Here is an 11,853-nt window from a genome sequence, read left to right on the forward strand (position 1 = left end):
CATCGAGGAGTACGTTTCTTGACCACTCACCTCAGGCACGGCACCGGTGCGCGGAAGGTGCTGGCGCTGCTGGCGGCACTGTGCGGGATCGTCGGCCTCACCGCGCTCGGTACGACCCCTGCGGCGGCGGCCGATTCGCGTCACGCGATCTACGCCATCGCGCACCGGGTCGACACCCTGGACGGGGTGGACGCCGCGCTCGGCCACGGCGCCAACGCCATCGAGATCGACGTCTGCGCCTGGTGGAACCCGAACGAATGGCGTGCCTACCACGACTGTTCCTCGGCCGGTGAGAACCGCCTGGGCCCCAGCTTCGACAGCATGATCGACCGCATCCTCTCCAACGCCAACGCCGGACGCCGGCTGTCGCTGGTCTGGCTGGACATCAAGGACCCGAACTACTGCGGGGAGCAGCCCAACCGCACGTGCAGCGTCGCCGGACTGCGCGACAAGGCGCAGCGGCTGACGGCAGCCGGGATCCAGGTCCTCTACGGCTTCTTCGAGTACCACGGCGGCAACACCCCGGACGTCGGCGGCAGGGGTTGGCAGAGCCTGGAAGGCAGGCTCGGCCCGCTGGAGGGCATCACGTCCACCGGTACCCGCGACCAGGTCCAGGGCGCCTTCAACCGGTCCGGTTCCGGATTCCCGGCCGGTCACCGGGCGATGGACTACGGCGACTCCGACATCACCAAGGGCTTCGGCAACTGTACGGAGGCCACCTACAACACGTGTGCGGAGCTGAAGAAGGGGGCCGGGGACCGCGCCGCCGGGCGGCTCGCGGCCACGCTGTCCTGGACGACCACCTACAACGACCCGTGGTACGTCGACAAGCTGCTCGGCGATGCGGGTGTGGACGGCATCATCGCGGGCTACGGCGCCTTCACCGGCGTGCGCGAGTACGACAACAGCTGGCAGTGCGCCAATGCCATCAACCTCGTCCGTGACTGGGTGAACCGCCACAGCGGCACCCACCGCATGGCCAACAGCGGCGACCGGCTGTTCCGCTAGGCCTTTCCGCCAGGCCTGTTCCGTGGGGCCCGTCCGCTGGGACCGTCCACTGGGCCTGTTCCGCTGGGCCCTGCCCGGCCGAAGGCACCCGCCGTCCCGCCCGCCGCCCGTGCGGCGGGCGGGACGGCGCCATGGCTAGCGGGTGATGGTCCACTGCTGCTCGGCGGAGCCGTCGCAGGTCCACACCCCGAGCTCCTTGTCGTCCTCGTGGTAGGTCAGGCAGTCCTGGTCGCTGATCCGGATCACGTACCGGTCGCCCGAGACGTTCTTCACCTCCCACTTCTGCTCCGAAGAGCCCTTCCACCCCTTGGTGTTGGCGAAGTAGGTGCCGGTGTTCTCGGTGAGGTCCCGCCCGAGTGCGTTGGTGATCCGGTAGCGGCCGCCGCCCGCGTCGCGGAACGTCCAGGTGCCGCCCGCGTCGCCCGGCTTCCCGGCGATCACCGAGGCGCCCTCGCCGGAGCCGGTGGCAACGGCGCCGAGGTTGTTGACGGTCCGCAGGTGCACGGGTGTGTTGAGCGCGGGCCGGCCGGAGCCGGTGGGGGTGCCGGTGCCGGGCTTGGTGCCGGGCTCGGCCGGCTCACCGGGCTTGCCGGTGTGCGGAGGCCTGGCCGGCGTGGCGGGCACCCCGGGGTCGTACGGCGTGCCGGGGTCCTGTGGCATCGCGGGGACGATCTGGGTGGCCGGCAGCCCGCCCGGCGCGGGAGTGCCCGGGTCCCTCGGCACGCCGGGGAACGCCATCGGGGAGAAGTTCACGACGCCGTCGGTGTGGTTGTAGCGCTGGCCGGCGCTGCCCGTGCCCCTCGGGTACGTCCAGGTGTGCTCGCGGGTGGTCCGGTTGAAGAGGCCGTAGAACCCCCAGTTGCCCCAGCCGCCGTCGAAGCCGTTGGCGAAGCTGCCGCCGCCGGAGAAGACCCAGATCCGGTAGGTCTGGTCCTCGCGCGAGGTCTTGTCGTGGTAGTCGACGTCGTACGTGAAGGCGACGTTCTGGAAGCTCTGTTCGTAGTTGTGGACGTACCAGGGGTCTCCGAAGGCGTTGTCGCCCTTGATGTTGAAGACCATGATGTTGTAGCTGCCGCCGGTCGCCTTGATCAGCATGTCGAGCGTGTCCTGGACGAACTCGCCGCGGGCCCGGTTCTTGACCTCCGAGGTGTGCTGCGCCGCCTGGATGCACCACACCAGGCTGGTCGAGCCGGGAGTCACCGCGTTGGCGGCGTTGCAGTTCTCCTGGGCCGGGTCGTACGAGCCGTCGGCCATCGCGGGCCCCGCCAGGCCGAGGACGGCCACGGCACTCATTCCTGCGGCCAGGGCCGACAGCTTCTTCGTCGAACGCACGTGCTCTCCTTGCGAGTTCTGTGATGGGCGGGACAAAATATGGCATTCCGGTCAGCCGATCAGTGCCATTTTGTCTCGATCCATACGCATCCCTTGCGTAGGCCTGACGCCCGCGGTGCGCCGGCCCGAACCCGTGCGGGCGATTTCTCAAGCCCCTTGTGAAGGACGGATGATCGGGCCGCCCGGGTTCAACGGGCCACGTCCGTCGATCACGCTGCCCGATCCCGGGGGCTCACGGCCGGTAGGCGGGGAGGCCCTTGACGGTGGAGACCTGGGCCGGGGCGGCGGAGCCGTCGGCGGGGAGGGTGCTGACGCCGTCGGGGGTGCGGGCCGCGATGGTCCGGCCGTCGGGGGACCACGCGGGTTCGGTGTAGTCGGTGGCGGCGGCGGGGGTGAGGTCCTTCTCGTCCTTCTGGTCGATCCGGCTGGAGCGGGTGAACAGGTGGTCGTGCCCGTCGACGGAGCGGACGAAGACGACGTGCTCGCCGTCGGGGGAGAGGGCCGGCTGGGAGCCCTGGCCCAGGTCGCGGGTGGCGGGGCGGATGTAGTCGTCGTAGAGGTAGACCTCGTCGGCGGGGGTGTTGGCGTAGATGATCTCGCCGTGCCGGCCGCCGGCGTCGGCCCAGGTGTTGCCGGTCTGCGGCGGCTGCGGCATGTTCGCGTTGCCGTCCAGGGAGGTGTGCGGGGTGAGCACCTCGGGGGTGCCGCCGACGGCCTTGGTGGGGATCTTCTCCAGGCGCAGGACGCCGCCCTTGGCGGCGGCGAAGACGATGGTGTCGAAGCGTTCGGCGGATTCGGGGAGGTCGCTGGGGCCCTGCGCGGCGTGCTGCCAGGTGGGGTGGGACCAGGTCTCGCCGCCGGGGGCCGTGGCGAGGGTGGCCTTCGCGCCGCCGTCGGGGTCGGCGACGACGAGGTCGCCGTTCCCGTCGATGAAGGCCGCCCTCCTGCCGTCGGGGGACCAGGCGAGGTCGCGGACGACGGTGCCGAAGTCGACGGTGGTGCCGTTCATCGCGACGGCCCGGGTGCCGGTGCTGATGGTCAGGTGGTTGGCGGCGCTGGTGCCGTTGACCTCCTTGGCACCCGGCGTGGGGGTACCCGGCGTGGGGGTGCTCGGCGTGGGGGTGCTCGGGTGGGTGGAGCCGCCCGGGGCCGGGGTCCCCGGAGCGGTGGCGCCGGGCGCCGCGCTGCCGGGGGCGGCGGTCGGGTCCGAGCCGGCGTTGTCGGGGCCGCAGGCGGAGAGCAGGACGGCGCCGACGGTGGTCATCACGGCGAGCGCGGCGGTGGTGCCGAATCTGTTGCGCACGGACATTTCCAGGTCCCCCTCGGGTGCTGTTCGCGTTCGAGGAGGAGCATCCCAGGGGGAGTTCAGCGGCCGGTGCGAGCCGTGTCACGGTCGTGGAACGACAGCCGCCCCGGCCGCCCTGCCGGGAGCGGAGCCTGATGCCGGGTCAGAGTCCGAGGGCGGTGAGGCCGGGGTGGTCGTCGGGGCGCCGGCCGAGCGGCCAGTGGAAGAGACGTTCGGCGGCGGTGATCGACAGGTCGTTGATGGCGGCGTGGCGGTGTGCCATCAGGCCGTCGCGGTCGAACTCCCAGTTCTCGTTGCCGTAGGAGCGGTACCACTGGCCGGAGTCGTCGTGCCACTCGTAGGCGAACCGGACGGCGATGCGGTCGCCGTCGTGCACCCACAGCTCCTTGACGAGGCGGTAGTCGAGTTCGCGGTGCCACTTGCGGGTGAGGAAGTCGGCGATCTGCTCGCGTCCGGTGAGGAACTCGGTGCGGTTGCGCCACCGGCTGTCGGGCGTGTAGGCGAGGGCGACGCGGTGGGGGTCGCGGGTGTTCCAGGCGTCCTCGGCGGCGCGGACCTTCCGTCGGGCGGTCTCCGGGGTGAACGGGGGCAGGGGAGGGCGCTGTTCGGTCACGGGGTCTCCTCGGGTGCGGCGGAGCCGACGGCGAGAACGGTCGTTCTCGCCGTAGCGGCTACCCTAGGAGAACCATCGTTCTCACGCAAAGGGCACGGCAGATGGACCAGCACGACCCGCGGGGCCTGATCCTCGACGCGGCCGAGGAGCTGTTCTACGGGCAGGGCATCCAGGCGGTCGGCATGGACGCCGTCCGGGCGGCCTCCGGCCTGACGATGCGCCGGCTCTACCAGCAGTTCCCGTCCAAGGACGACCTGGTCGAGGCGTACCTACGGCGCCGGGACGGGCGCTGGCGGGCGAACCTCGCCGCCTACGTGGCCGGCGCCGCCACGCCGCCGCGCGACCAGCTGCTCGCCGTCTTCGACTGGCTCGGTCGCTGGTTCGCCGAACCCGGCTTCCGGGGCTGCGCGTTCGTCAACTCCTTCGGCGAGCTGGGCGCCGTCTCACCGGCGGTCGCGGCGACCGCCCGGCAGCACAAGGAGGAGTTCAACGCCTACCTCGTCTGCCTGGCCGAGGCCGCCGGCGCCCCGCCCGCCACCGCCGCCCAGCTGGCGCTGCTCGCCGAGGGGGCCATGACCACCGCCGCCGTGCACGGCGACCCGAGCGCCGCCGCCGATGCCAAGGCAGCCGCCCGCGTACTGCTGGACGCCGCCCTGTCCGCCCGCACCTGACGGACCGGGGGGCCGTCAGCCCGGGACGGGGGCCGTGCGCCGCTCGAAGACCTCGGGGCGGGCCGCCTCCAGGGCGGTGGCGACGGCGCCCAGCAGGACGGCGTCCTGGCCGAGCCGGCTCGGCTCCAGCCGGGGCCGCAGCGGGGAGCGTTCGTACAGGGCCTGCTCCAGCGGGCGCAGCAGCAGGTCGGCGCTGCGCCCGATGCCGCCGCCGAGGACGATCACGTCCGGGTCGAGCAGCGCGGCGACGACGGCGAGGACGTAGCCCAGGTGGTCCACTTCCTGCCGGACGGCCTCGACCGCGGCGGGCTCGCCGAGCCGGGCCCGGGTGAACACCTTCTCGGCGGTGAGCGGCCGCCGCATCCCGAGGTCGAGGGCGGTGCGCACCACGGCGTCGGCGGAGACGGTCTCCTCCAGGGTGGTGCCGGTGCCGGTGCCGGTGTTGGTGTTGGTGGTGGTGTTGGTGGTGGAGGTGCAGCCCGGCAGGCGCAGCAGCCCGAGTTCGCCGGCCGCGCCGTGCGCCCCCGTCAGCAGTTCGCCGTCCTTGACCACACCCAGGCCGAGTCCGGTGCCGACCAGCAGGTAGACGAAGAGCCGGCTGCCCGCGCCCGCGCCGTAGGTGTACTCGCCGACGGCGGCGAGGTTGGCGTCGTTGGCGACGGTGACGGTGGTGCCCAGGCCGTCGGCTATTCGGTCGAACAGGCCGGGGCGGCCCCAGCCGGGCAGGCTGGCGGCGAGTCTGACACTGCGTCTGCGCTCGTCCCAGACCCCGGGCGTGCCGGCCACGGTGTGGGCGACGGCGGTGCCGGGCAGGCCCGCCTCGGCGATGGCCTCGCGGGCGGCCGCGACGACGGCGTCGGCGACGGCGTTGGCCGAGCGGCCGCGGTTGGGCAGGTCGCGGCGGGCGACGACGCATCCGGACAGGTCGGCGACGGCGACCCGCAGCCGGGCCCGGCCGATGTCGAGCCCGAGGACGTGCCCGGCGGCCGGGTCGGTCTCGTACAGGACGGCGGTGCGGCCGCGCTCGGGGGCGAACCGGCCGGCCTCGCGGGCGAGTCCGGCGAGTTCGAGGGTGGCCAGCGCGGTGGAGACGGTCGGCTTGGACAGCCCGGTGTCGCGGGCGAGTTGGGCCCGGGAGAGCGGGCCGTGCCGGCGCAGCCGCTCCAGCAGGAGCCACTCGTTGTTGCTCCGGAGCCGCTGCCGGTTCCACGGCTGTTGTCCAGGCCCTGACAGTGGAGCGAGGGTGGCGGGCTGCGGCGCCCCGTCCGTGGCCGTAGTCCGTCCTGCTGTGCTCATTCGGTCGATCGTAGGGCACTCGTCAGCCGACGAACGAGGACGGACGGTGAGAGGACGGGCGGTGAGCGGATCGGCGGAGTGGAGGAGTGGAAGCGCGGACCGCCGGTGGCGGCGGGGAGTCCCGGCTCCCTGCCGCCACCGGCGGTCGGATCGCCCGGCGCGGCCGCGCTCCGCCGGGGTCGGGGAGTCCGGCGGCGGGCCTCGCCGGGCCGGGGTCCGGTCCCACACACCGGACCCCGGGCTCGACGGGTGCGGGTGGGTCAGTCGATGGTGTAGCCGGAGCCGAAGGCGGTGACGCTGAGCGGGCCGTCCAGGTTGTAGTTGCCGGTGGCGGCGATTCGGCGCAGGCACTCGACCCGGTCGACGGACTTGCTCCATTCGGCGGCGGTGGAGGAGTTGGCCGGGTTGGTGAGGTCGTCGACGCGGACGTCGAAGAAGGCGTTCAGCCAGGTGCTCTCGCCGGCGCCGGACGGCGAGCCGACCTTGGCGTTGGTGCGGCTGATGAGGGCGGGCAGGGCGTCGTACTCGCTGCCGTTGCCGTGCTGGATGGAGGCGTCGTACAACTCGGCGCGGGCGAGGGCGGTGGTGAGGCCGAGCTGGTCGGCCTGGTTCATGGCGGGGGTGAAGTAGCGCTGGTCGACCTGGTCGTCCTGGACCTGCCGGAAGGTGGCGTCCTGGGCGGCCTGCTTCCAGGCGGCGACGTAGTCGCTCTCGGGCAGGCCGCTGGTGTCGCCGCTGCCGGCGGCGGCCAGGCGCTCCAGCTCGGGGATGAAGCGGGCGAGCGGGTTGTCGGGGGAGGCGGCGGTGTAGGCGCGGACGACCTTGAGCGCGTCGCCGTCGTTGGTGGTGAAGCCGGCGCGGCCGGCGGTGACGCCGCGGCCGTCGTTGATGTTCTCGGCGTAGCCGTACTGGAGTTCGGTGGTGCTGTTCTCGAAGATGCTGATCAGCTGGTCGGCCCGGCGGTGCTGATCGGGGGTCAGGCCGCCTGCGGACGCCCGCTGCACGGCCGCGGCGGTCGCCCGGGCGGGGGCGGCGGACGCCGAGGCGGAGGTGGCGGCCCAGGCCGCACCGGCGACCAGGGCGGCTGCCGCGGTGGCGGCGGCGAGGCGTCGGGTTCGGGAAACTCGCATGGGTGTGCTCCGATCTCCGGGGCGGTGCCGCCGGAGGCAGTGGGGGGTGGCGCGCCGGCCGACCGGGCGCTGTGGGGGCAAGAGCGCGAGCTCGCGGCAGCAGAGTACGGTCTGCGGTCGGTGACGGTCTATAAGGTAAGGAAAGTTTCCTAATAAAATTACTTCGGTCTCGGAGGCGGTACTCGGTCGTCGCCGATCGGGCCACCCCGGTGATACCGTCCGAGCGTCTGGCGACCGACTGCCCGGCCACCGCCGGGCCCGGCCCGCGAGCTCCCTGCACCGCCGACCCGGGTGCCCCGCGCGCACGCACACACCGCGTGCCCGCCGCGTGCGCACCGCCTGCGCCGTACGCGCGCGTACTGGACACGTCCCCGCGCCCGGCCGCCCCACCGAAACCCCGACCAGCACGGAGCACCGACCCATGAGCCTCCCGAGCACCACCCCACCCACCGTCACCCCGATACGGCCGCCGCGCCTGGTGGCCACCGACCTCGACGGGACGATCGTGCGCGGCGACCGCACCGTCTCGGCCCGTACCGTCGCCGCCCTCGCCCGGGTCGAACGGGCCGGCGGGCTCGTCGTCCTGGTCACCGGCCGCCCGCCGCGCCTGATGGGCGAGATCGCGGCCGCCTTCGGCCACCGGGGCGTGGCGATCTGCTCCAACGGCGCCTTCGGCTACGACATGCGCACCCGCACGGTGATCGCCGAGAACCCGATCCCGGTCGACGTGCTCGGCGAGAGCGCCCGGCGGCTGCGCGAGGCCGCGCCGGGGATCGGGCTGGCCGTCGAGTACGCCCAGGAGCTGGCCGGGGACGCGCACTACGAGGCGGGCGCCTGGGATGCCGACACCGCGGTGCAACGCCTCGACGACACACGGCTGTTCGGCCGCCCGGCGCCCAAGCTGATCGGCCGTCACCCGGAGCTGTCCGCGGACGAGCTGCTGGCGCTGGCCCGTCCGGTGCTCGGCGAGCTGGTGACGGTCTACCACGCGAACGGCGAGCGGCTGGTCGAGGCCGTCGCGAAGGGCGTCAGCAAGGCCGCCGCGCTCGGCGACCTGGCGCGGCGGCGCGGGATCACCCGCGAGCAGGCGGTCGCGTTCGGCGACATGCCCAACGACCTGCCGATGATGGCCTGGGCGGGCACCTCGTACGGCGTCGCCAACGCCCACCCGGAGGTGCTGGCCGCGGTGGACCACGTCATCGGCAGCAACGACGAGGACGGGGTGGCCGCCGTCCTGGAGGGCCTGTTCCCCGAGGGGTGAGTCACGCGCGGAACGGGCGTTCCCGGGAACGCCCGTTCCGGGACCACCTGTTACCGGAAGGCCCGTTCCCGGAACGGACGCTCCCGGGAAGGGAGCAGCCGCGACGGCGGCTCCGGGCGGGTGCACTCCCGGAACCGCCGCTTGCCGCCCGCGCCGTCAGGGCGCGCTGGTGTGGGTCAGGGTCTCCCAGCCGATGAAGTAGTTGGCCCCGAACGGGCTGTGCGCGGCCACGTACTGCTCGGTCTGCGGCATCGCCACGCCCTCGCGCAGGTGGTACTCGTTGTACGCGAGCTGGACGGCCGGGCCGAGGCCGGTCTTCGCCGAGCCGTCGCAGAGCCAGTCCGGCACGTTCGCGCCGTTGTCGTAGGCGGTGTGGAACTCCAGGGCCTTGACCAGCCGTTCACGCCCCTCGCCCCACAGGTCGAGGCCCTGGAGCCGGGCGGTCTCGGCGGTCTGGGCGGCGGCCTCCAGGCCCCAGCCGGTGTGCCCGAAGTCGCGGCAGGTCTCCTGCGAGAGCCCGTCCACGAAGGTCGACTGGCCGGACCAGTACTTCACCAGCGCGGCCTCGCCCTCGATCCCGGCCTTGGGCGGCGGCACCGGCAGATCGCCGTCGGAGGACAGGTAGACGTAGGCGGGCAGGCGCTTGCGCCACATGCCGGCGGCCTGGTCGAACAGGCCGCGGTCGTCGAGGAAGACCGCGATGCCCATCAGGGCGTCGGTCTCGATCAGCTCCCAGTTGCCGTTCTTGCGCGGGCTGCCGGGCGACAGCAGCGGCACGTAGACGGTGCGCAGCATGGTGGCGAAGCGGTCGACCGAGGCGGCCGGCCAGCCCGCCCCGGAGTGGCGGATCAACTCGGCGGCCCGGGACCAGTTGTTGCCCGACCAGCCGGTCTGCAGCGGGGCGTTGCTGTTGGTGTGCTCCTGGATCACGGCCGACCAGGCGTCCATGATCTCGATCGCCTTGTCGGCGTACCGCTGGTCGCGGGTGAGCACCCACTGCAGGGCGTGGGCGTAGGCGGCCATCGCGTCGTCGCGCTCGTCCGAACAGCCGTTGTCGGGGTGGGAGCTGGACCCGCACTCGACGGTGGCGCGCGGCCGGGGCCGCCAGTCCAGCGAGGCGTACTTGCTCGACCGGAGGCCGGCGAAGGCGGACGTCCAGGGTTCGGCCCCGGCCGCCAGCTTGTCCTTGAGGAAGCCGAGTTGCTGGTCGCCGACCAGCACGCCGGGGTGCTGGAAGGCGGCCCGCGGGCTGTGCGGGGCGGGTGCGACGGGTGCGGTGGCCCCGGCCGGTGCGGAGGCGAGCGGGAGCAGGGCGGCGAGTGCCGCCGCGGCGATCAGTGTCCTGGTGCTGCTACGTCCCATGGGGAGGTGTTCCTCTCGCGGGGGAGGCGGTCGAGCGCTGATGTCATGTTAGGAAAGTTGCCTAACATGGGAAGTGAACCACCAACCCCCGCGCGCGCCAAGAGGACCGGCTCCGTTCACCGCCGCACCCGTAGGCGTGCGTTCCGCATTTATCGCCTGTTGATCGTCGGGGCGTAACGTCGGACCCATGAACGAGATGACGGCCGAGTGGCCGGGGGCGGCGCCCGAGGGGCGGATGACGGAGCAGGACACCGAGCGGTTCCGGGAGTTGCTGGCACGGTTGGAGAACTCGCTGGCGGCGGATCGGACGGCTGACCGGGCGAGGCGACGGGCGGCGGCCGGGTCCGATGCCTGACGGGTCGGAGCGGCGCCCGGTGGTGGTGCTGCCGCTCTGGCGGCGCGGTGAGGCGTACGGGCCGGCTGACCGGCCCGGGGTGCCGCGGGGGCGCTCCGGGCCGGTGGCGGTCGATCAGGTGGCGGTGTCGCAGATGCCGCCGCTGCCGCCGGCGGCGCGGTGGAATCCGGACGGCTGACGGTACGGCACGTCAGCAGCTGCAGTCGCAGCAGTCACAACCATCACAACAGCCACAGCCGTCGCAGCCATCGCAACCGTTGCAGCAATTGCAGGGGTCGCAGCAGTCGGCGCAGTCGCAGTCGTGCCGCTGGCACCAGCCCTCCCGGCGCTCCCGGTTGAACGGGTCGTTGTGCTCGCAGCAGAGCAACTGGCAGGTGCAGGCCATCAGCGCCCACACGGCGCACCCGGCCAGCAGGTTGCGCGGTCGCGGCGGCTTGGCGCCGATCGGGGTGAAGCCGGGGTCCTGGGGCACCCACGGCGGGAGCGGGGTCCGGCCGGGATCCTGACCGGGAGTCTGCCCGGGCGGCGCCTGGCGCGGCGGCGCGTCGTGCGGGTGCTCCCCGGCGGCGTGCGGGTGCCCGCCGGTCGCCGCGTGCGCCGACCCGTCGGCGGCGGGTCCGGCGTTCCGGGTCTGGCAGGCGGCTGCGTGGGCGGCCGGGCCGAAGACCCGCTCGACGGCCCGCTCGGTCTCGTGCGCGAGCAGCAGGTGCACCAGGGCCCGGTCGGTCAGTTCGACCTCGCGCAGCGCGAGCCGGATGCCGTGGACGGCGTCGCGGCACAGGCGTTCGGCTTCGGCGCGCCCGGTGCCGGTGGCGGTCAGCGGGTTCCAGGCGCCGCCGGCGGCGTCGGCGGCCTGGTCCTCGGCGGCGTCGAGGAGGTGGGCGAGCCGGCCGAAGAGCCGGCCGGCCTCGGCGAGTGGGGCGGCGTTGCCGGGGCGCCCGGCGAGGACGGCGGTGTGCGCGAACGCGGCCGAGGTGGCGGTCTCGGTGGGCTCGGTGACCAGCAGGACTGAGCCGCCGGGCGGCAGCGACCGCTCCAACTCGCCCTGCCGGGAGGCGGCTTCGAGGAGTACGCCGGTGTCGAAGCCGACCGTCGAGGCGCTGCCGGCGCTCTGCCGGTCCCACCGCCGGGTGACCGCGCGGGCCCCGACGGCGACCGGGCGGCGGCCGAACACGCCGTCACGGTCCTCGACGTGGTCGCGGATCTTGACCGAGGCGAGGGCGAGCGAGACGGCGGCGGCGAGCCGGGCGCCCTCGCCCCGGGCGACGGAGGCGGTGCGCATGCCGCGCAGCGGGCAGGGCCCGGCGGTGCGCCGCCAGGAGGCGTCCTCGCGGGCGGCCTGGGCCTCGACCAGGACCGAGATGATCAGGCCGTCGTAGTTGGTGGCGGTGCGGGCGAGTTGACCGTGGTCGTCGCGCAGCGCGAGGCAGAGCCCGCACAGGTGCGCCAGCCACGACGCCTGAAGCCGTTCGGACAGCCGGTGCTTGCACGGTCTGATGATGCCGAACATGGTTCCCCC

The 11,853-nt window shown here is 73.4% G+C and carries 11 protein-coding genes; 4 read left to right on the top strand and 7 right to left on the bottom strand.

Translation table 11 applies throughout. The annotated features are described in order from the left end of the window. Nucleotides 1–18: 18 nt before the first annotated feature. Nucleotides 19–1,008 (top strand): phospholipase, encoded by a 990-nt coding sequence (locus AB0P03_RS22660; protein WP_363589482.1) that lies wholly within the window; start codon nucleotides 19–21, stop codon nucleotides 1,006–1,008. Nucleotides 1,009–1,143: 135 nt separating this feature from the next. Here AB0P03_RS22660 and AB0P03_RS22665 read toward each other — a convergent pair whose 3' ends face one another. The 3 genes from AB0P03_RS22665 to AB0P03_RS22675 form a co-directional block, all read right to left on the bottom strand. Beyond that, the gene (locus AB0P03_RS22665) at nucleotides 1,144–2,340 is read right to left on the bottom strand and encodes a hypothetical protein (RefSeq protein ID WP_363586494.1); all 1,197 of its coding nucleotides are present in this window, start codon (nucleotides 2,338–2,340) and stop codon (nucleotides 1,144–1,146) included. Nucleotides 2,341–2,572: 232 nt separating this feature from the next. Beyond that, on the bottom strand, nucleotides 2,573–3,649 hold the full coding sequence (locus tag AB0P03_RS22670) for a hypothetical protein (RefSeq protein ID WP_363630471.1): 1,077 nt from the start codon (nucleotides 3,647–3,649) through the stop codon (nucleotides 2,573–2,575). 139 nt (nucleotides 3,650–3,788) lie between these two features. Next, nucleotides 3,789–4,259 carry a nuclear transport factor 2 family protein gene (locus AB0P03_RS22675; protein WP_363630473.1) on the bottom strand — a complete coding sequence of 157 codons (471 nt, stop codon included), beginning with the start codon at nucleotides 4,257–4,259 and terminating at the stop codon, nucleotides 3,789–3,791. Between the two features lie 101 nt (nucleotides 4,260–4,360). Between AB0P03_RS22675 and AB0P03_RS22680 the strand changes: the two genes are divergently transcribed. Then, complete coding sequence (locus AB0P03_RS22680; RefSeq protein ID WP_363586491.1) at nucleotides 4,361–4,930, top strand: TetR/AcrR family transcriptional regulator; 570 nt, start codon at nucleotides 4,361–4,363, stop codon at nucleotides 4,928–4,930. A 15-nt stretch (nucleotides 4,931–4,945) separates the two neighbouring features. Here AB0P03_RS22680 and AB0P03_RS22685 read toward each other — a convergent pair whose 3' ends face one another. Further along, nucleotides 4,946–6,226: an ROK family transcriptional regulator gene (locus AB0P03_RS22685; protein WP_363630475.1), complete on the bottom strand. Its 1,281-nt coding sequence runs from the start codon at nucleotides 6,224–6,226 to the stop codon at nucleotides 4,946–4,948. Between the two features lie 260 nt (nucleotides 6,227–6,486). Next, nucleotides 6,487–7,356 (bottom strand): chitosanase, encoded by an 870-nt coding sequence (locus tag AB0P03_RS22690; RefSeq protein WP_363630477.1) that lies wholly within the window; start codon nucleotides 7,354–7,356, stop codon nucleotides 6,487–6,489. Between the two features lie 421 nt (nucleotides 7,357–7,777). Here AB0P03_RS22690 and AB0P03_RS22695 point away from each other — a divergent pair, with 421 nt between their 5' ends. After that, nucleotides 7,778–8,617 carry an HAD-IIB family hydrolase gene (locus tag AB0P03_RS22695; protein ID WP_363630478.1) on the top strand — a complete coding sequence of 280 codons (840 nt, stop codon included), beginning with the start codon at nucleotides 7,778–7,780 and terminating at the stop codon, nucleotides 8,615–8,617. Nucleotides 8,618–8,773: 156 nt separating this feature from the next. Here AB0P03_RS22695 and AB0P03_RS22700 read toward each other — a convergent pair whose 3' ends face one another. Then, nucleotides 8,774–9,979 carry an alginate lyase family protein gene (locus AB0P03_RS22700; RefSeq protein ID WP_363586487.1) on the bottom strand — a complete coding sequence of 402 codons (1,206 nt, stop codon included), beginning with the start codon at nucleotides 9,977–9,979 and terminating at the stop codon, nucleotides 8,774–8,776. Between the two features lie 187 nt (nucleotides 9,980–10,166). Here AB0P03_RS22700 and AB0P03_RS22705 point away from each other — a divergent pair, with 187 nt between their 5' ends. Beyond that, nucleotides 10,167–10,334, top strand: a complete 168-nt coding sequence (locus AB0P03_RS22705; RefSeq protein ID WP_350879489.1) for a hypothetical protein — start codon at nucleotides 10,167–10,169, stop codon at nucleotides 10,332–10,334. A gap of 190 nt (nucleotides 10,335–10,524) precedes the next feature. Here the strand turns inward: AB0P03_RS22705 and AB0P03_RS22710 are convergent, their stop codons facing one another. Beyond that, the gene (locus tag AB0P03_RS22710; RefSeq protein ID WP_363630480.1) at nucleotides 10,525–11,844 is read right to left on the bottom strand and encodes a DUF5685 family protein; all 1,320 of its coding nucleotides are present in this window, start codon (nucleotides 11,842–11,844) and stop codon (nucleotides 10,525–10,527) included. Nucleotides 11,845–11,853: the final 9 nt, after the last annotated feature.

The organism is Kitasatospora sp. NPDC088779 (assembly GCF_040685395.1).
Taxonomy (GTDB): domain Bacteria; phylum Actinomycetota; class Actinomycetes; order Streptomycetales; family Streptomycetaceae; genus Kitasatospora.